Genomic DNA, 17914 nt, shown 5'->3' on the forward strand with positions numbered 1-17914 from the left:
CGGCGCTCCCGCACGTTTATACGCCCAGCGACCAGCACGCAACCTTCCGGCCCCACTCTCGCGAGAGTGAAATAAGCCACACGCGAACGATTTACTTCGTCGTGTCACCTCGGATCGGCGTGCTCGATGTGCAACAGTGCTCATCCGGGGGAGGAACGGGATAGCTGCACGAAAGGCTGGTTCGCGTTCAATGATGGCGATGGTGATTCCCCTGGTTCCGAAAGGCGGGTTCACGGTCCGTCGCGTCGGCGACAGATGGGAGCTGGTCAACTCGCGCTCATACGGCCGTACTGTCGTGCTACACACCTGGCCCCGCGACCAACATGCCGAGGCCTTCGCCCATTGCTACCGCCTCAACGGGCGCACTGTCGAGGAACTACACGCGGCCTTTCACTAGGCGCTCCAGCGAAAGACGCTGTGGTGCAAGCGCGCAACGCGGGCAGTACCACAGCGCAGGGCAGAGCTCAAGACGTGCGTCGAGCCCGCCGATGTGCGATCGTGTTGCCTCGTGCGTCACGCCTCCGCCTCTGTCCTCGCCGTTGCGGCGATCTTGGTCCCGACTACCCCCGCGCTGATTCCGTCGGCCTTTGCCGCGCCCCCGGCGCATACACAGGGCTGCCTCGCCGGTTTCGATTGCGATATGAGCAGCCGAATCGCCGCTGTCGACGCGTATTTGAAGAATCGGCCCGGTGTAACGGGTTACGTCGTCCGAGATCGGGTCAGCGGCGGGGTGTACGCGAACGAGAACGCGGAGAATTCGGTCTGGACCGCCTCCACCATCAAACTGGCGATCGCCGTCGATCTGCTCAACCGCGCGCGGGCAGGCGCGATCGGCCTCGGCCCCGACGATCGGGCCCTGATGGAATCGATGCTCGCCACCTCCAATGACCAGGCCGCCGACATCCTCTGGAACAAGTACGCGGGCATCGATCGGATGGCCTACAACAATGCCTTCCGCGCCAATGGCATGGTGACGCTGGTTCCGCAGCCGACGAATACCGCGATGTTCCCGGACTGGTCGTTCCAGAAGTGCACCCCCGCCGATCTGGATCGGCTGATGGACTCGGTGTTCAACCATATGCATCCCGACGACCGGAACTATCTGCTCGACCGGATGCGCGCGGTCGACAGCAACCAGCACTGGGGCGTCTGGGGCGCGGGCGCGGCAATGCGGCCCGGCCTCAAGAACGGCTGGTCCGAGGAACAGGGCGGCTGGGTGGTCAATTCGGTCGGCTTCGCCGGTCCCGGTGAGCGCTACACCCTGGCCATCATGAGTTCGCTCGGTAGCGATGGCGGATACACCGAGGGCGCGGCCACCGACACCAAGGTCGCCGAACTGCTGTTCAGCGGACGCTGAGCCGCTTCGAGCGATCCGCTCGGGGACGCAATAACACGGGCGCACCATCCCGGGGGAACGGAATTGTCGTGAACCCCCACGGCATTCGGTAATCCTCCGGGAGCTCCCACTCGTAATCGCGGATCAGTGCCGCGATGATCGTCTTCACCTCGAGGGTCCCGAAGTGCATGCCGATGCATTTGTGCGCACCCGCCCCGAATGGCATCCAGGCGAGTCGATGCGATTTGTCCTCGCGCCGCGCTTCGCCGAAACGTTCGGGATCGAACACTTCCGGCCGGGTCCACAGCTCCGGCAGGAAGTGGTTGATGTGGTACACGCAATCGACGGGCGTGCCAGCCGGAATGTAATGGCCGAGAATTTCGGTGTCGCGCACCGCACGTCGCACCAGGCCCGGCACCGGTGGCATCAACCGCAGGCTCTCCCTGACGACCAGATCCAGGTCGTGCATCCGGTCCAGGTCGGCGATCGTCGGTGCCGCACTGCCGATTTCGGCATCGATGGTCAGCACTTCGGACCGCACCCGCCGCTGCCATTCGGGGTGTTTGCCGAGGTAGTAGGCCACGGCGGTGGCGGTGGTCGTGGTTGTGTCGTGCGCGGCCATGATCAGGAAGATCATGTGGTTCACCACATCCGCGTCGCTGAATTCGGCGCCGTCCTCGGTGCGCGCATGACACAGTCCGGAGAAGAAATCCGCCGATTCCATCCGCCGCTTCTGCGGCAGCATTTCGGTGAAGTACTGCTCGAGCACCTTGCGTCCGCGCAGCCCGGCGCGCCAATTACCACCGGGCACCGGATGGCGAATGATCGAGAGCCCGGCATGGGTGCAGTCGATGAACGCATCGATGAGCTTGCGGCGTTGCGCCCCGACATCGACGGCCATAAAGGCCTCGCCCGCGATTTCCAGGGTCAATTCCTTGATCGTCGGATAGAGCCGCACCGAGCGCCCCTGCTCCGGCACCAAACGGTCGATGGCCGCCCGCGCGACCGGCGTCAATGTCGCCAGATGCGCCTCCAGCCGCTCCCTGGTGAAGGCCTGCTGCATGATCCGGCGATGGAACATGTGCTCGTCGAATTCGAGCAGTAGTAGTCCACGCACGAAGAACGAGCCGATGAAGTAATCCCACCCCTGGCCGAAGTCGCGACGGCGCTTGCCGAGCACCTCATCGATCGCCTCCGGTCCGCAGACCAGCACCCGGTCCAATCCCAGCGATGAATTCAGCGTCACCGGGCCATATCGGCGATACCGCTGCATCATCTCGGCCGGGCCCCACCGCAGATAGTGCAGCCCCCGCCCGAAATAGGGAAGTCCGATATCGCCGCGCACCGCGGTCGCGGTACTACCGCGTGGCGGTGTGGCGAGCACACGAGGCCGCTCGGGAACCAGGCGCAGCAGTCGGTCGATCAGCTGGTCGTCCGGGACGTCGATCAGCGACGCATTCTCGGATTCGAGCCGCACGCTGGGCTTTCCATTCCCGCTGCGGATGCGGACGACACGGCCCCCAGCGACCATGACAAACCTCCCTGAACGACAGGATCTATCGTATTCTCTTTCTCACATTCGTTCGCTCGAAAAGATCGGCACATCAGCAACCGGGATCTCGCCGTGACGGCCAAGAGGGCGCCGACTACCGTAAGTCGGGTCAGCAACGTTCGAGGGGCCGCACCCCAGGTTTGAGGAGCACCGACGATGAGCACTCAGTCTGTCGAGGAGAATCATCGCCACCGGGTGGTGGTGATCGGGTCGGGCTTCGGCGGCTTGTTCGGAACCAAGCACCTCAAGCGGGCCGATGTCGATGTCACCTTGATCTCGAAGACCTCCACCCACCTGTTCCAGCCGCTGCTCTACCAGGTGGCCACCGGCATCCTCTCCGTCGGCGAGATCGCCCCCGCGACCCGGCTGGTGCTGCGCAAGCAGAAGAACGCACAGGTGCTGCTCGGCGACGTCATCGATATCAACCTCGAGCAGCAGACGGTCACCTCGCAGCTGCTGAACCAGAACACCGTCACCCATTTCGACAGCCTCATCGTGGCGACCGGCGCGCAGCAGTCCTACTTCGGCAACGACCAGTTCGCCACCTACGCCCCCGGCATGAAGACCATCGACGACGCGCTAGAGCTACGCGCGCGCATCCTGGGCGCATTCGAAGGGGCCGAACTGGCCACCACGCAGGAACTGCGGGACCGGCTGCTCACCTTCGTGGTGATCGGCGCCGGACCCACCGGTGTCGAATTGGCCGGTCAGATCGCCGAACTCGCCGACCGGACCCTGGAAGGCACGTTCCACAACATCGATCCGCGCGATGCCAGGGTGATCCTGGTCGAGGGCGCGGGCGCGGTACTCGGCCCGATGGGCCCGAAGCTGGGCGGTAAGGCGAAGCGGCGGCTGGAGAAGATGGGCGTGGAGATCCAGCTCAACGCCATGGTCACCGATGTCGACGCGCACGGCGTCACGGTGAAGGACGCCGACGGCACGGTGCGTCGCATCGAATCCTCGTGCAAGGTGTGGTCGGCCGGTGTGCAGGCCAGCCCGTTGGGCAAGATGCTCGCCGAACAGTCCGACGGCACCGAGGTCGATCGTGCCGGTCGCGTGATCGTCGAACCCGATCTCACGGTCAAGGGGCATCCGAACGTCTTCGTCGTCGGCGATCTGATGTCGGTGCCGAATGTGCCCGGTCAGGCACAGGGCGCGATCCAGGGCTCGACCTACGCGGCCAAGCAGATCAAGGCCGGGCTGAAGGGCCAAGCGCCGCAGGATCGCAAGCCGTTCAAGTACTTCAACAAGGGCAGTATGGCGACGGTGTCGCGGTTCAGCGCCGTCTGCCAGGTCGGCAAGCTGGAGTTCGGCGGGTTCATCGCGTGGCTGGCCTGGCTGGCGCTGCACCTCTACTACCTCGTCGGCTACCGCAGCCGGATCATCACCGTCATCCAGTGGTTCGTGACCTTCCTCGGCCGCACCCGCGGGCAGATGGCCGCCACCGAGCAGTGGGTGTTCGCCCGGCTCGCGGTGGAGGCGGTGCAGGCCGATCAACAAGAGGCCGACGAACTCGCGGCCGCGCTCGGTGCGCCGCCAGCGGAGAACGGGAAGGCCGCGCTCACCGAGAAGGCGGGCGACCGCAGGGTCGGCTGAGCCCGCATCAGCTACATCGAATTTCGCCGAGTCAGAAATTCCACCCATCCGGAGATCCCTCGGGTCCGAATGTGGATTGACATTTCTCCCGATGAAAGGCGATGTATGGGGACAGGTAAGCACCGAGCTCCTAACCCACAGCGGCAGAAGATGGGGACGATGGTCGCGGCGGGCGCGGTACCGCTGGTGCTGGCGCTGGTGGGGACGGGCACCGCGAATGCCGAACCCGCGCAGTCGAATACGGTGACTCAGCCCGAGCATAAGGTGCAATGGCCCGCGGCCGACGCGCCCAACGTGACGCCATATGAGGGCCTGAAGATTCCGGACGACACCAAGAGTTCGCTGCAGTGGTCACGGCCCGCACCGGAAAGTAGATACCTCGCGCCAGTCGGCGTACTGCATCCGCCGGTCCCGGTGGCTCCGGTGCCGCCGATCGCGCCGCCGCCGGGCATGTTCCGGTTCGGTGACGTCGTCGTCGACGCGCCGGACTGGATCAACCAGGATCAAGCGATCCAGATCAACGACAGCGCCGCCTTGGCCGAGGCCGATCTGGCGACGTTCTTCGATTCGATCGGGATGGAGCGCAGCCGCTCGGACCGGATCGCCGGGCAAGCCATCGGCACCGCCGCGATGGGTGCGCTGGCGGGGGCGGCGGCGTCGACCCCGTTCGCGGCGTCCTCCGCAATGACGGGCGCCGCAGTGGGATTGGTCGCCGGACTCACGCTCCTGCCGGTCGGCCTCTTCGCGGGCCCCCTACTCGGCGCGGGGGTCGGCGCGGCAGCGATAGCGGTCCCAGCAGCCGTCCTCGGGGCGGCGGCCGGTGCGGCCGTTGGCGCGGTCAATGGGTTCTTCGCGCCGTCGCGGGTCATGGTCGTGGGCGACTGACCGAGGTCCGGACCAGGGTGGGAACCTGACGACGCTGTCGGGTTCCCACCTTTCTCATTCCCCCACCCGGACCGCCGCTACACCCGTTGGGGTCCGAGCAACCACGCAGCTGTGACCGACGACACATTCCTGGTCGGCGATGGGGAAGCTATCGGTTAGCGTCGAGCAGCACGCCGGTTCGGGTGGACAGCGTCCCGCCGATGGCCAGCGGGAGGCGGGACACGGCCAGGTCGATCGTTTCCGCGGGCCGGTCGTCGGGGTAGACGAGTTCGCTGTCCAATGCCCTTGGCGCGGAGAGACTGTCGTCCGTCGGACCGCCCGCGCCGAGTTCCAGCCGGTGCCGCAGCAGCGGCAGGTCGCCGACATCGGCGATGAGATCGCCGCGCCAGCCGCCGCCGTCCTCACCAGTGCGGCCGATCTGCACCCGTTCGCGCAACCGTAGCCGCGCCTCGGATGACAACCGCACCTCGGTGACGGTGTGATGGTGCGCGCCGCCCGCCACGATCGTGGGCTCCGGCTCGAAATCCAGCTCGCCCGCGACGTCGAAACGCCAGTGCGCCAATGACAGTGGCGTCGCCGCGCTGGGCAGTGCGATGGTGGCCGCGACCGAGCGCACGATCAACCGTGCGCCCGCGCCGACCACGATCTCGATATCGAGTTCGTCACCACCGAGCGGAGTGGCCGCGGTGCCGATCAGATGGACGGTATCCGGGCCCGTGCGCCGCACCGCAAGCCCGCCGCTCGCGTGGATCTCGGGCAGCGTGTCGACGGCCGCGACAATGCGAACCTCAGTGCGCAACAGCGGATTCGGTGGCCGACTTATCCTGCTCGCCGATCGCCTGCAGTTGCTCGCGCACCCAGGCGAGCACGGGCGTGGCGGCCGGGTCCTCGGTCAGCGAGATCATCGCGGTCCGGCGGCCCTCGCGCACCTTCGCCGCGTCGCGCTCCATTACGGCGAGGTCGGCGCCGACCAGCGGGGCGAGGTCGGTCTTATTGATCACCAGCAGATCCGAGAAGGTCACGCCGGGGCCGCCCTTGCGCGGCACCTTGTCGCCGCCCGCCACATCGATGACGAAGATCTGCACATCGATCAGGCCGGAGGAGAAGGTGGCGGTGAGGTTGTCGCCGCCGGATTCCACCAGGATCAGGTCCAGTGGCGGGTTGGCCGCGATCAGATCGTCGATGGCGTCGAGGTTCGCGGTGATGTCGTCGCGAATCGCGGTGTGCGGGCAGCCGCCGGTCTGTACGGCGGTGATCCGCTCGTCCGGCAGCACCGCATGGCGGCGCAGGAAGTCGGCATCCTCGGTGGTGTAGATGTCATTGGTCAGCACCGCGAGTGAGCGTTCGTCGCGCAGCTGCCGGCACAGGGCTGCCACCAGGGCGGTCTTGCCCGAACCGACGGGTCCGCCGATGCCGATGCGCAGCGCCTCGCCGGGGGTGCGCGCACGCTTGGGACGGTCGTGGGAGTGATCGTGCGGTTCGCCGTCGATCAGATGGGGTGGCATATCGCGCTCCTTTCCGCCCTGCATCCTTCCCGATCGCGGGGCTAGGACGCGAACAGGGGCATATCACGCACGAGGTGTCGCTGTGCGAGCACGTCCTGCAGCGGGTCCGAGAGCGCGGCGAGTCCGGTCGCGGCCGCGGCGGCGGTTCGGTCGCACAGTTCGCCGAGCCGGATCGTGCACGCGGCGACCGCCGCGGGATCCAATGCCAGCAATCGCTGCGCCGCCGTCGCGGCTCCGGTCATGGTCGTATAGACGACCACTGCCGCGGCTTCTTCCGCAGTCGCCCCGCAGATTCGCCCGACTACGCCGAACGCCGTGGACAGATGCGGCCGCACACCGAGAACCGCCCAATCCTCGCCCGGCCAAACCTGTTTCGCCAACCGAACCAGCCCGCGCCCCTGCGCCCGCGACGCCGTCCGCGCGGCCGGAGCCGGAGTCCGCGCATCTGCCTCGGCTTCCGCGCGCACCGCATCCAACTTCCCCGCACATACCGCCGCCGCCAACGACGCCGCCACCAGCCCCGATGTCCGGATCCGCCGCCGTAAGTACGACTCGACGGTCGCGACGTCGCGCACGACCCCGGAAGCCACCGCCTCCTCCACACCCCCGGAGTGCACATGCCCCCCGATCGGCAGCCGCGAGTCGGCCAACGCGAACAACGTCGCCAACCCACTGCTCCCCGATCTGTCCATCAGTCGATCCTATGTGTGACACGGCCGGGCTCCCGCACCCCGGCCGGGCCACACCTGATCTTCGGACCGGTACGGGGTAGCGATCGGCACGCGGATGCGAATGGGGCTCTATCCTCACGACACGCCCGGAGTGCGATGAGTTCTGGTGTTCGGCGGGGTCTATCTTCCTGAGGCCGTGCCGGTCTCGCGCTAACGAGGAGGGCCGATGTCGGCAGTGAACCAGGAATCAACAGGGCAGGGTCGGCTCGCGGAGCATCCGACCGTCAAGCGGATGGCCGAACGGGCGCGTCCGACACCGGATCCGGTGCTGAGCGTGTCGCGGCTGCGCGAACTCTGTCTCGAGGCCGGAGCCGACGATGTGGGCTTCGTGCCGGTCGACGACCCGCGGGTGGCCGTCGAACTCGAGCATGCGCGCGAAATCCTGCCCTCCGCACGCACATTCGTGGCCTTCTGCGTCCGGATGAACCGGGACAACCTGCGCAGCACCATGCGCAGCCTCGCCAATACCGAGTTCAACCACGCCGACGACCAAACCAATGAGGTGTCGCGCCGCATCACCAGGGCGCTGCAGGACGCCGGATACCGTGCCGTCTACCCGGCTCCCGGATATCCGATGGAGGTCGACAAGTTTCCCGGTCGCATCTGGGTGATCGCACACAAGGTGGTGGCCGAGGCGGCCGGGTTGGGCGTTATGGGCATTCACCGCAACGTCATTCACCCGAAGTTCGGCAACTTCATTCTGCTCGGCACGGTGGTCACCGATGCGGTGATCGACGAGCCGAGCGCGTCGCTGGATTTCAATCCGTGTCTGGAATGCAAGCTCTGTGTCTCCGCATGTCCGGTCGGCGCGATCACCAATGACGGCGGCTTCGATTTCCAGGCCTGCTACACGCACAACTACCGAGAGTTCATGGGCGGCTTCACCGATTGGGCCGAAACCGTCGCCGATAGCGACAGCGCCGCCGAGTACCGGGAACGCGTCACCACCGGCGAATCGTTCTCGATGTGGCAGAGCCTGTCGTTCAAACCCAATTACAAGGCCGGTTACTGCATGGCCGTGTGCCCGGCTGGCGAGGACGTGATCGGCGCCTACCTCGACGATCGCAAGAGCCACCTCGACGAGGTCGTCCGTCCATTGCAGAACAAGCCCGAACCCGTCTACGTACTACCGGGATCCGCCGCAGAAGAGCACGTCACGCGCCGGTTCCCGAATAAGACACCGAAGGCCGTGACCAATGGGTTCCCGGACGAGGTCAATGTCCTGCTCGATCAGATCGGCCCGCGCCCGCGCCCGCGCAACCAATCGGACTGACCGCGGCTATCTAGCGGCGGAAGGCACGCTCCATCAAACGCTGCGCCTGTCCGCGAGTCAGATCGGACCAGGCTTGGATACCGGGCGACCACCAAGGCGCGATCTCCCGTGGCTTGGCGGCCACCGCATGACAGACCAGATCGGAGGCTTCGTCGACGGTCAGCCCGGGAATGCGACTGAAGTCGGTCGGGGCGCTCATCCTGGTGTGAACGAGGGGCATGTAGATGGAGGTGGTGGTGACCTTGTCGGCCGCGATTTCGGCTGCGGCACTGCGTAACCAGACGTCGAAGGCGGATTTCGACGCACCGTAGGCGGCCCACCGCGGGGCGGGTGGCATGAGCACGCCCCAGGTGGAGATATTGACGATATGGCCCTGTTTGCGTTCGCGCATGCTCGGCAGCAAGGTGAGCAACAGGCGGACCGGACCGAGATAGTTCACATCGATGGTGCGCGTGAAATCGTGGAAGCGCTCGTAGGACTCGTCGATCGAGCGGCGAATCGACTTGCCCGCGTTATTGATCAGCACATCAATGTGACCGTGCTCGGCCAGCAGATCGCGGCCGAGCTTTTCGACGGCATCCATATCGGTCATATCGGTCGGGTACACGTGCGCGGCGCCGCCCTCGGCGGTGATCTCGGCCGCGACCTGCTCGAGGTCGTCGGCCGAGCGCGCCACCAACAGCACCACTGCACCGGCCCCGGCCAGTTTGCGCGCGCTGGCCTTGCCGATGCCGTGCGAGGCGCCGGTCACCAGCACGATCCGGCCCGCGACCGCCTCGCGCAGGGATTTCTCGCGCGGCCGGGAGGTCGGATACAGCAGCCAACTCGCCACCCGCTCGGCGAGCGGGCGGCCATTGCCCGAAGCGGGAGTGTCGTTCACCTCCTCGACTGTATGCGCCATCCGGCGCGCGCACCTCCCCTATCCATGATCGACCGCGCGCAGCAGCTCCGGCAGATCCTGCCGGGCCAGATACGCCGCGATCCGCAGCCCGTCGTCCGCGCGACGGACCAGGAAGTCGCTGTAGATATCGAAGGACCGCTCGCCCAGCGACAGCGTCCATCGCGCCGAAGTCAGCCAGTAATGGCCGCCCAGCTCGAAGGTCGTCTGCTCGACCAGCCGAGTTCGCGGCCCTGAATCGAACTGACGGGCCCGCGCTTGCGCCGTCGCCACGAACTCCTCCCGGCCCACACAGCGACTCGATGTCGGTGTGGTGATCAGGATGGCGGGTTCGAACAGCTTCGGCAGTGCGTCGAAATCCCGGAGAGGCGCGCCGTTCAGCGCCGCGGTGCGAACGCGGCGACCGCCGCCATCACCACCAACAGCACCGCACCGACCGAGGTCGCCACATGCATTCCGGACACGAAGGATTCGCGCGCGGAATCGATCATCGCGGTGTTCCCGTCCGCATCCTGGATGGTCTCGCCGAGGGTGGACGAATAGTCACCGCCGGACCGGAAGACCAGTGCCGCAACCGAACCCAGCAGTGCGAGGCCGAGCGCGTTGCCCAGTTCGAAACTGGTCTCGGAAATCCCGACCGCGGAACCGGCCCGCTCGGGCGGCACCGAGGAGACCGCGACATCCGACACCAAGGTGAACGCCAGGCCGTAACCGATTCCGGCGATCGTGGATCCGGCCAGGTACCAGCCGATTCCGCCGTCCACGCCGACGCCGATCAGCATCACATTGCCGAGCGCCGATGCCAGCAACGCCAGCACGAAGGTGGAGCGCACCCCGAGCTTGTGCCCGACCCGCGCACCGCACATCGAGCATACGAACACCGCGATGGCCATCGGAATCCCGAGCAGCGCGGCCGCCAGCGGCTCGCGGCCGGTCACCGATTGCAGATAGACGCTGGTCAGATAGCTCATCGCCGCCAGCGACATCATGCCGACCAGACTCGACCCGATGGCGACCGTGAACTGCGCCCGCCGGAAGAGCCGCAGATCCAGCAGCGGTTCGGTCAGCTGCCGCTGCCGTCGCACGAAGACGGCCAGCAGCACGACGCCGATCAGTCCGATGACGATCGATTCGACGTCGAACCCTTCCGCCGCGATCCGCTTGACCGCGTAAACCACCGGCAGAATGCCGCCGATCGACAACACGACGCTCGGAATATCGAGCGGACCGACCACGCCCGAGCGATGTTCGGGCAGCACAAACGGCCCCAAGGCCAGCAGGATGAGCAACACCGGAATGTTGATGAGAAAGACCGAGCCCCACCAGAAGTGGTGCAGCAGTACCCCGCCGAGAATCGGACCGACCGCGGATCCGCCCGCGAAGAAGGCGGTCCACACACCGATCGCGGCGGCGCGTTCGCGGGCCTTCGGGAAGAGGCTCGAGATCAGCGCGAGACTCGACGGCAGCAGGGTCGCACCACCCATGCCCATCAGCGCCCGCGCGATGATCAGCACCACCGCACTCGGTGCGAAGGCCGCGATGATCGACGCGACGCCGAAGACCGAGGCACCGGCCAGCAGAATATTGCGCCGCCCGATCCGGTCGCCGAGATTGCCCATGGTGATGAGCAGGCCCGCGATGAGGAAGCCGTAGATATCGAGGATCCACAGCTGCTGGGCGGCCGACGGATCGAGATCGAGGGTCAGCGTCGGCATGGCCAGGAACAGCACCGAGATATCCATCGACACCAGCAACACCGGCAGCAGCAGCACCGCGAGGCCGAGCCATGCACGCCGCGAACCCGTCGGCGCGGTCACCACCCGCGCGGCGTCCACCTGAGTCATTCCGAACGTCCTCTCCCGTGTCGCGTACGGCGTACGCGTCAGTCCGGGTACAGTGTACGCATCCGGCCCGAAAACTGGAAGCGAGTCATGGGATGACTGAGCCGAAGCTCACCCGAGCCGCCATCGTCGACACCGCGATCACCCTCGCCGACGAGGAAGGTCTCGACGGGTTGTCCATGCGACATATCGCCGAGCGGATGGGTGTCGGCGCCATGTCGCTGTACCGGCACGTCGCGAATAAGGACGAACTGCTCGCCCTGATGACCGATGAGATCTCGGCCCGCAACCCGTATCCGTCGCCGGAGGGTAAGAACTGGACCTGGCGCGACCGGGTCCGCATTGCCGCCGAGATCGATTGGGCGCTCTACCAGCAGCATCCTTGGGTGCTGCTCACCTTCGCCATGCCCCGCTACAGTTTCGGCCCGCAGGGCCTGGCATGCTTCGCGTGGCTGGTCGAGGGCCTGCGCGAGTTGAATGTGTCGACTCGCGAGGCGGCCACCATGGCCTTCGCCGTGTGGAACTACATCTCCGGGGCCACCCTTCCGCATATCAGTGGTGCGCTGGTCGCGCGCAAGGGCATGAATCCAGAAGGCTCCAATGGACTGCGGGCGCTGCTGGAAGGAAAATCACAGCTGCCGATTCCGCCCGCGCTCGCCGATCTGGACGGCAGCGGCGTCAGCGATCTGACCTCGGAGGATCTGCTGTATCTCGGACTGTCCGCGCTCTGCGACGGTTTCGAGGCCCGTTGCGTGCAGACGAACGCGCCTTGACCTGAATGGCACTTCAGGTTGCAGGGTTGACTCGATCGCCAAACGAAAGAGAGTCGCCGTGCACGCCATCCGCCTTCATGCCTTCGGACCGGCCGAGAACCTGCGCTACGAAGTGGTTCCCGATCCGGTGCCGGGGCCGGGCCAAGTGCTGATCCGGGTCGCGGCGGCGGGCGTGCACGTCGTCGATACCGCGTTGCGCAGAGGCGAACCCGGCCCGTACCCGCTGCCGCAATTGCCCACCATCCCGGGCCGTGAGGTCGCCGGGACCGTGGACCGGATCGGGCCGGATGTCGACGCGTCCTGGCTCGGCAGGCGGGTCGTCGCGCATCTCGGGGCGGTCCCCGGTGGCTATGCGGAGTTGGCCGTGACGGAAACCGATCGGCTGCACGAGATTCCGGCCGATCTCGATGCGGCCGAAGCGGTCGCGATCATCGGCACCGGGCGCACCACCTTGGGCATCCTGCAGTTCACCGAGCTCGGACCCGATAGTGTCGCGGTGGTGACGGCCGCGGCGGGCGGAATCGGAACGCTACTGGTTCAGTACGCGAAGAGCGTCGGTGCCACGGTGGTGGGCCTGGCCGGTGGGGCCGCGAAGGTCGAACTGGTGCAACGCAATGGCGCGGATATCGCGATCGATTACCTACTCCCCGACTGGCCCGACCAGGTCCGGACGCGACTCGGCAACAGTCGCGCCACCGTACTGTTCGACGGCGTCGGCGGTGAGCTAAGCCGCGCCGCAATCGATCTGCTCGGCAAGGGTGGGCAGCACCTCAGCTACGGTGCGGCCAATGGTGCGCCGCTATCGCTTCCGGAGGAGGAACAGGCCGAACGCGGCATCACCTCCGCAGTGGTCGTCGGACCGCGCCTGCTCGAGCGCGTCGGCGGCGATCTGCGCCCGCTCGAGGACAAGGCCATGGCCGAGGCCGCAGCCGGTCGACTGCGACCCGCCCTCCAGCGTTTCCCACTCAACGACGCGGCAGGAGCGCACCGCGCACTGGAGACGCGCGGCACCGTCGGCAAGGTGGTACTTCAGGCACAACCGCCGGTGCCCGCACCGCTCAGTCGGTGAGCTCACCGTTGACGACGGCGTAGGCGAAGCCGTCCCAGCCTTTGCTGCCGACGGTTTGCAGGACGATGGCGTCGAGGCTGGGTTCGGCGGCGATCAGGTCGATCAGGTCGCGGCTGGCCTGCACGGCCGGGTCGTCCGAATGCTCATCGGCGACAGCGCCATCGCGCACGACATTGTCGACGATGATCACCGATCCGGGGCGGGTCAGCCGCAGCGCCCACAGCACATAGTTCGAGTTGTTGACCTTGTCGGCGTCGATGAATACCAGATCGAACGGCTCCGGATCCTCATCCGCCAGCACCGGCAGACTGTCCAGCGCCGCGCCCACCCGGATCTCGACCCGCTCCCCGACCCCGGCCCGATCCAGATTCTCGCGTGCCACCCGTGCGTGCCGCGGCTCGAATTCCAGGGTGACCACTTGGCCGTCCTTACCCACCGCCCGCGCCAACCAGATCGTGCTGTACCCACCGAGCGTCCCGATCTCCAGCACCCGCCGCGCACCCACGGATCGCGCGATCAGATGCAGGAACTTCCCTTGCGCCGGTGATACGTCGATGGCGGGCAGCCCGGCCGCCGCATTCGCGGCCACTGCCGTCGCGGTCGAATCCTCGCTCCCCACCAGAGAGTCCACGATGTAGCTGTCCACGTCGGCCCACTCGAACGTCGTCATAGTCGCAGTCTGCCACCGGATACCGGAATACCGGCCAAACCGGGCTCCAGCAATCGGGTGAAACCACGCCGAGCCCGATTCATCGAGAGGATGCCGCAGCGAGCGCCACCACCCCGGCCGGACCGGCACGTCGTTTCAGAACAGGAAATAGCGCTGCGCCATGGGCAGCTCGGTGGCGGGTTGCTCGGTCCACACCTCGCCATCGATGCGCACGGTGAAGGTGTCCGGGTCGACTTCGATGCGCGGCATCGCGTCGTTATTCGGCATATCCGCCTTGGTGACGCGGCGAACATTCTTGACGGGCACCAGTTTTCGGCGCAGGCCCAGGCGTTCGGCGAGACCGTCGTCGATGGCCTGTTCGGAGACGAAGTGCAGGGAAGTCGCCGCGGCGACCAGGGGTGCCGCGCCGAACATGGGGCGCGGCAATACTGGTTGCGGGGTGGGGATGGAGGCATTGGCGTCACCCATGGCGGCCCAGGCGATCGCGCCGCCCTTGAGGACGGCATGTGGGCGGACACCGAAGAACGCCGGATCCCAGAGAACGAGGTCGGCGAGTTTGCCGACCTCCACCGAACCGATTTCCTCGTCGAGGCCGTGCGCGATGGCCGGGCAGATGGTGTATTTCGCGATATAGCGGCGCACCCGAGCGTTATCCGCAGCGCCATCGCCCGGCAGCGCACCGCGGCGGCGCTTCATGACGTGGGCGGTCTGCCAGGTGCGCATGACCACCTCGCCGATGCGGCCCATGGCCTGGGAGTCGCTGCCGATCATGGAGATCGCGCCGAGATCGTGCAGCAGATCCTCGGCGGCGATGGTGGAGGGACGGATCCGGCTCTCCGCGAAGGCGAGATCCTCCGGGATGGACGCGCTGAGGTGGTGGCACACCATGAGCATGTCCAGGTGCTCGTCCAACGTATTGACCGTATGCGGGCGCGTCGGGTTGGTTGAACTGGGCAGCACATTGAGATGTGCGGCGACGGTGATGATGTCGGGCGCGTGCCCGCCGCCCGCACCTTCGGTGTGATAGGCGTGGATACCGCGGCCCGCGATGGCGGCGAGGGTGTCCTCGACGAATCCGGCCTCGTTCAACGTGTCCGAATGCAGCGCCACCTGCACGCCCGCCGCATCGGCGACGGTGAGGCAGGCGTCGATCGCGGCCGGGGTGGATCCCCAGTCCTCGTGCAGCTTGAAACCCGCTGCGCCGCCCCGCAATTGCTCCCACATGGATTCGCCGCTGACCGTATTACCCTTGCCCAGCAGCACGATATTCATCGGCCAGCCGTCGGTGGCCTCGAGCATCCGTGCCAGATGCCAGGATCCGGGCGTCACGGTGGTCGCCTTGCTGCCCTCGGCTGGTCCGGTGCCGCCGCCGATCAGCGTGGTGATGCCGCCGCCGAGTGCCTCGTCCATCAGCTGCGGACAGATGAAGTGCACGTGACAGTCGATCGCGCCCGCCGTGAGGATGCGGCCGTTGCCCGCGATGATCTCGGTGTTCGGGCCGACCACCAGATCGGGATGCACCCCGTTCATGGTGTCCGGATTGCCCGCCTTGCCGATCGCGCAGATGCGGCCGTCACGAATTCCGACGTCGGCCTTGATGATTCCCCAGTGGTCGATGATGACCACTCCGGTGATCACGGTGTCGGGGGTGCCCTCGGCACGGGTCGCGCGGGCCTGGCCCATCGATTCGCGCAACACCTTGCCGCCGCCGAAAACGGCCTCGTCACCCGCGAGACCCGGTCCGCCGCTGCGGTCTTCGGTGATCTCGACCAGTAGATCGGTGTCCGCCAAGCGAATTCGGTCGCCGGTGGTGGGGCCGAACAGTTCGGCATACCGTGCGCGGCTCAGCTCACTCATCGCGTCCTACCTCCCGGGATCCGCGCGCTGTCAGTCATCGAGGCGTCCGGGCGGCGTCGAGCTGATGCCGTGGACCTCGCGGGCGCCGCCGAGCGGGATCAGCGACACTCGTTGTCCGAGACCGGGTTCGAAGCGGACTGCGGTTCCGGCGGGGATATCGAGCCGACGCCCGTGCGCGGCCGCCCGATCGAAACGCAACGCGGCATTGGCCTGCGGGAAGTGCACGTGGCTGCCGACCTGGATCGGCCGATCGCCGGTGTTCATCACATCGAGTTCGATGCGGTCCGCACCCGCGTTCAGCTCGATAGCGCCCTCGGCACAGAGGTATTCACCCGGAATCATCGCCACCCCTAACCGATCGGATGGTGCACAGTGACCAGTTTGGTGCCGTCCGGGAAGGTGGCCTCGACCTGCACGTCGTGGATCATCTCCGGCACGCCCTCCATCACGTCGGCGCGCGTGAGAACTGTTCGCCCCGAAGACATCAGCTCCGCGACGGTGCGTCCGTCACGGGCGCCCTCTAGCACGTGATCGGTGATCAGCGCGACCGCCTCCGGATGGTTCAGCTTCAGCCCACGCGCCTGCCTGCGCCGGGCCAGTTCGGCCGCGTAGCTCAGCAGCAGCCGTTCCTGCTCGTGCGGTGACAGTCGCATCCGGGCTCCTCACCGGTCGTGGATCAGGGTGACGGTAATTCTGGCACGACCGTGTCGGAGGTGCCGGTCAATCCCTGGCGGGCAGGTTCTGCAACCGCACCTGGCCGCGCGCCACCGTGCGTCCCCGGTCGTCGGTGAGCACGACCTGCCACAGCTGCTGCAACCGGCCGCGGTGCAGCGGGGTCGCATCACCGAAGACCTTGCCCTCGCGCACCGAGCGCAGGAAGTCGGTGTTGTTGTTCACCCCGACCACGGTGCCCTTATTGCCCTGGGCGTTGTACCAGACGCCGCCGCCGACGCTGGCGAGGGATTCGATGATCGTGCAGTACACGCCACCGTTGACGATGCCGGCCAACTGCTGCAGCTGCGGCCCCGCGGTCAGCTCCCCGCGCACCCGATCCGGTGTGACCTCGGTGAATTCGAGGCCGATCACATCGGTGAAGGTATTCTTGCTGAGCTCGGTCATCAGCTCCGGCGTGATGTCGGCCAGCGATTGGATGCCGGCAACTTCCTGCTGTGTCATGCATTCACCTTGGCACAGCGTGTCCCGGCCCTCGCAGGATGCTCCCCGGTGGGCTACTTCCCGGGGTTCCGGACGCCCGATACAGAGCGACGGGCTCCACACCCGAGTGGAGCCCGTCGCGGCAATGGATCGGGGGTTCACGGCAGCCCTCCGGAACGCTCGGCCGATCCCAACGCCACCCATATCATAGGTCAGGCTTACCTAATAAGGCAACTCGTTGCGGTATCGCACTAGGCTCGCGACGGTGCATGCGATCAGAACCCTGCGGTCTACCAGACACTTTCTGCCAGAACCCGTCTCGCGCACGACCATCGAGGACATCATCGACACGGCCCGGTGGACCGGTTCGGCACGCAACCGCCAACCGTGGCGGTTCATCGCGGTGACCACCGACGCGCTGCGCAATGAGCTGAGCAGGCTCGGCCACTACGCGGTCCATCTCGCCGAGGCACCGTTGACCCTCGTATTGCTCTCCGCGGATAACGGTTTCACCGATACCGAATTCGATATGGGTCGCATCTGCCAGTCGCTGTGCTTGGCCGCCCACGACCACGGCCTCGGCAGCTGCGTGACCACATTTCACCCCAGCGAAAACGTCGCCCGGGTGGCCGCACTGCTCGACATCCAACCCGGCTGGCTGCCGCACCACGCGATTGCCATCGGCCGCCGAGACCCACACCGGCACCGGAGTCCGTCGGCCATCCCGACCGGACGACTGCCCGGATCAGCCCTGCTCACCTGGAAGTAGGCAC

20 protein-coding genes are annotated in these 17914 nt (G+C 66.6%); 8 read left to right on the forward strand and 12 right to left on the reverse strand.

Features of this window, described 5'->3' with window-relative positions:
- The first annotated feature begins 199 nt into the window (after positions 1-199).
- Both ACHQ4I_RS23050 and ACHQ4I_RS23055 read left to right on the forward strand, forming a co-directional pair.
- The gene (locus ACHQ4I_RS23050) at positions 200-397 is read left to right on the forward strand and encodes a hypothetical protein (RefSeq protein ID WP_420773872.1); all 198 of its coding nucleotides are present in this window, start codon (positions 200-202) and stop codon (positions 395-397) included.
- A gap of 243 nt (positions 398-640) precedes the next feature.
- The gene (locus tag ACHQ4I_RS23055; RefSeq protein ID WP_420773873.1) at positions 641-1357 is read left to right on the forward strand and encodes a serine hydrolase; all 717 of its coding nucleotides are present in this window, start codon (positions 641-643) and stop codon (positions 1355-1357) included.
- Here ACHQ4I_RS23055 and ACHQ4I_RS23060 read toward each other — a convergent pair.
- Positions 1344-2867 carry a cytochrome P450 gene (locus ACHQ4I_RS23060; protein ID WP_420773874.1) on the reverse strand — a complete coding sequence of 508 codons (1524 nt, stop codon included), beginning with the start codon at positions 2865-2867 and terminating at the stop codon, positions 1344-1346. The genes ACHQ4I_RS23055 and ACHQ4I_RS23060 overlap by 14 nt on opposite strands.
- A gap of 177 nt (positions 2868-3044) precedes the next feature.
- On the opposite strand from ACHQ4I_RS23060, the gene ACHQ4I_RS23065 reads away from it, so the two are divergent.
- Positions 3045-4484 (forward strand): NAD(P)/FAD-dependent oxidoreductase, encoded by a 1440-nt coding sequence (locus ACHQ4I_RS23065; RefSeq protein ID WP_420773875.1) that lies wholly within the window; start codon positions 3045-3047, stop codon positions 4482-4484.
- Between the two features lie 150 nt (positions 4485-4634).
- Entirely contained in the window at positions 4635-5369 is a 735-nt protein-coding gene (locus tag ACHQ4I_RS23070) for a hypothetical protein (protein WP_420773876.1), read from the forward strand.
- Between the two features lie 148 nt (positions 5370-5517).
- Here the strand turns inward: ACHQ4I_RS23070 and ACHQ4I_RS23075 are convergent, their stop codons facing one another.
- Genes ACHQ4I_RS23075 through ACHQ4I_RS23085 form a run of 3 tightly spaced genes read right to left on the reverse strand, consistent with a single transcriptional unit; the run spans position 5518 to position 7566 of the window.
- Positions 5518-6168 carry an urease accessory protein UreD gene (locus tag ACHQ4I_RS23075; RefSeq protein ID WP_420773877.1) on the reverse strand — a complete coding sequence of 217 codons (651 nt, stop codon included), beginning with the start codon at positions 6166-6168 and terminating at the stop codon, positions 5518-5520.
- Complete coding sequence (ureG, locus tag ACHQ4I_RS23080) at positions 6158-6874, reverse strand: urease accessory protein UreG (protein WP_420773878.1); 717 nt, start codon at positions 6872-6874, stop codon at positions 6158-6160. Before ureG ends, ACHQ4I_RS23075 begins: the two co-directional genes overlap by 11 nt.
- Before the next feature lie 41 nt (positions 6875-6915).
- Complete coding sequence (locus tag ACHQ4I_RS23085) at positions 6916-7566, reverse strand: urease accessory protein UreF (RefSeq protein ID WP_420773879.1); 651 nt, start codon at positions 7564-7566, stop codon at positions 6916-6918.
- Positions 7567-7771: 205 nt separating this feature from the next.
- Between ACHQ4I_RS23085 and ACHQ4I_RS23090 the strand changes: the two genes are divergently transcribed.
- The gene (locus tag ACHQ4I_RS23090) at positions 7772-8878 is read left to right on the forward strand and encodes an epoxyqueuosine reductase (RefSeq protein ID WP_420773880.1); all 1107 of its coding nucleotides are present in this window, start codon (positions 7772-7774) and stop codon (positions 8876-8878) included.
- Between the two features lie 10 nt (positions 8879-8888).
- On the opposite strand, the gene ACHQ4I_RS23095 is transcribed toward ACHQ4I_RS23090, so the two are convergent.
- From ACHQ4I_RS23095 to ACHQ4I_RS23105, 3 genes are all read right to left on the reverse strand, one after another.
- A complete protein-coding gene (locus tag ACHQ4I_RS23095; RefSeq protein ID WP_420773881.1) occupies positions 8889-9758 on the reverse strand; it encodes an SDR family NAD(P)-dependent oxidoreductase in 870 nt (289 codons plus the stop codon).
- A gap of 39 nt (positions 9759-9797) precedes the next feature.
- Entirely contained in the window at positions 9798-10049 is a 252-nt protein-coding gene (locus ACHQ4I_RS23100) for a hypothetical protein (RefSeq protein WP_420773882.1), read from the reverse strand.
- A 104-nt stretch (positions 10050-10153) separates the two neighbouring features.
- Positions 10154-11620, reverse strand: coding sequence for an MFS transporter (locus ACHQ4I_RS23105; protein WP_420773883.1), 1467 nt, complete (start codon positions 11618-11620; stop codon positions 10154-10156).
- Positions 11621-11712: 92 nt separating this feature from the next.
- On the opposite strand from ACHQ4I_RS23105, the gene ACHQ4I_RS23110 reads away from it, so the two are divergent.
- Together ACHQ4I_RS23110 and ACHQ4I_RS23115 are read left to right on the forward strand one after the other, a co-directional pair.
- On the forward strand, positions 11713-12390 hold the full coding sequence (locus ACHQ4I_RS23110) for a TetR/AcrR family transcriptional regulator (protein ID WP_420773884.1): 678 nt from the start codon (positions 11713-11715) through the stop codon (positions 12388-12390).
- A 58-nt stretch (positions 12391-12448) separates the two neighbouring features.
- Positions 12449-13459, forward strand: a complete 1011-nt coding sequence (locus ACHQ4I_RS23115) for a zinc-binding dehydrogenase (protein ID WP_420773885.1) — start codon at positions 12449-12451, stop codon at positions 13457-13459.
- Here the strand turns inward: ACHQ4I_RS23115 and ACHQ4I_RS23120 are convergent.
- From ACHQ4I_RS23120 to ACHQ4I_RS23140, 5 genes are all read right to left on the reverse strand, one after another.
- Positions 13449-14129, reverse strand: a complete 681-nt coding sequence (locus ACHQ4I_RS23120) for an O-methyltransferase (RefSeq protein WP_420773886.1) — start codon at positions 14127-14129, stop codon at positions 13449-13451. The two genes, ACHQ4I_RS23115 and ACHQ4I_RS23120, sit on opposite strands and share 11 nt — an antisense overlap.
- A gap of 135 nt (positions 14130-14264) precedes the next feature.
- Positions 14265-15986, reverse strand: coding sequence for an urease subunit alpha (locus tag ACHQ4I_RS23125; protein ID WP_420773887.1), 1722 nt, complete (start codon positions 15984-15986; stop codon positions 14265-14267).
- Between the two features lie 30 nt (positions 15987-16016).
- Positions 16017-16328: an urease subunit beta gene (locus ACHQ4I_RS23130; protein ID WP_420773888.1), complete on the reverse strand. Its 312-nt coding sequence runs from the start codon at positions 16326-16328 to the stop codon at positions 16017-16019.
- 8 nt (positions 16329-16336) lie between these two features.
- Positions 16337-16639, reverse strand: a complete 303-nt coding sequence (locus tag ACHQ4I_RS23135; RefSeq protein WP_040689950.1) for an urease subunit gamma — start codon at positions 16637-16639, stop codon at positions 16337-16339.
- Positions 16640-16706: 67 nt separating this feature from the next.
- The gene (locus tag ACHQ4I_RS23140; RefSeq protein ID WP_420774183.1) at positions 16707-17105 is read right to left on the reverse strand and encodes a PaaI family thioesterase; all 399 of its coding nucleotides are present in this window, start codon (positions 17103-17105) and stop codon (positions 16707-16709) included.
- Positions 17106-17406: 301 nt separating this feature from the next.
- Here ACHQ4I_RS23140 and ACHQ4I_RS23145 point away from each other — a divergent pair, with 301 nt between their 5' ends.
- Positions 17407-17910 carry a nitroreductase family protein gene (locus ACHQ4I_RS23145; RefSeq protein ID WP_420773889.1) on the forward strand — a complete coding sequence of 168 codons (504 nt, stop codon included), beginning with the start codon at positions 17407-17409 and terminating at the stop codon, positions 17908-17910.
- Positions 17911-17914: the final 4 nt, after the last annotated feature.

It is taken from the genome of Nocardia nepalensis (assembly GCF_048910785.1).
GTDB lineage: Bacteria > Actinomycetota > Actinomycetes > Mycobacteriales > Mycobacteriaceae > Nocardia > Nocardia nepalensis.

Bases quoted from the DNA above. Each gene is read 5' to 3' on its own strand.
- ACHQ4I_RS23050 (WP_420773872.1), top strand. From the start codon at position 200: ATGGTGATTCCCCTGGTTCCGAAAGGCGGGTTCACGGTCCGTCGCGTC.
- ACHQ4I_RS23055 (WP_420773873.1), top strand. From the start codon at position 641: ATGAGCAGCCGAATCGCCGCTGTCGACGCGTATTTGAAGAATCGGCCC.
- ACHQ4I_RS23060 (WP_420773874.1), bottom strand. From the start codon at position 2,867: ATGGTCGCTGGGGGCCGTGTCGTCCGCATCCGCAGCGGGAATGGAAAG.
- ACHQ4I_RS23065 (WP_420773875.1), top strand. From the start codon at position 3,045: ATGAGCACTCAGTCTGTCGAGGAGAATCATCGCCACCGGGTGGTGGTG.
- ACHQ4I_RS23070 (WP_420773876.1), top strand. From the start codon at position 4,635: ATGGGGACGATGGTCGCGGCGGGCGCGGTACCGCTGGTGCTGGCGCTG.
- ureG (WP_420773878.1), bottom strand. From the start codon at position 6,874: ATGCCACCCCATCTGATCGACGGCGAACCGCACGATCACTCCCACGAC.
- ACHQ4I_RS23085 (WP_420773879.1), bottom strand. From the start codon at position 7,566: ATGGACAGATCGGGGAGCAGTGGGTTGGCGACGTTGTTCGCGTTGGCC.
- ACHQ4I_RS23090 (WP_420773880.1), top strand. From the start codon at position 7,772: ATGTCGGCAGTGAACCAGGAATCAACAGGGCAGGGTCGGCTCGCGGAG.
- ACHQ4I_RS23105 (WP_420773883.1), bottom strand. From the start codon at position 11,620: ATGACTCAGGTGGACGCCGCGCGGGTGGTGACCGCGCCGACGGGTTCG.
- ACHQ4I_RS23110 (WP_420773884.1), top strand. From the start codon at position 11,713: ATGACTGAGCCGAAGCTCACCCGAGCCGCCATCGTCGACACCGCGATC.
- ACHQ4I_RS23120 (WP_420773886.1), bottom strand. From the start codon at position 14,129: ATGACGACGTTCGAGTGGGCCGACGTGGACAGCTACATCGTGGACTCT.
- ACHQ4I_RS23125 (WP_420773887.1), bottom strand. From the start codon at position 15,986: ATGAGTGAGCTGAGCCGCGCACGGTATGCCGAACTGTTCGGCCCCACC.
- ACHQ4I_RS23130 (WP_420773888.1), bottom strand. From the start codon at position 16,328: ATGATTCCGGGTGAATACCTCTGTGCCGAGGGCGCTATCGAGCTGAAC.
- ACHQ4I_RS23135 (WP_040689950.1), bottom strand. From the start codon at position 16,639: ATGCGACTGTCACCGCACGAGCAGGAACGGCTGCTGCTGAGCTACGCG.
- ACHQ4I_RS23140 (WP_420774183.1), bottom strand. From the start codon at position 17,105: ATGACCGAGCTCAGCAAGAATACCTTCACCGATGTGATCGGCCTCGAA.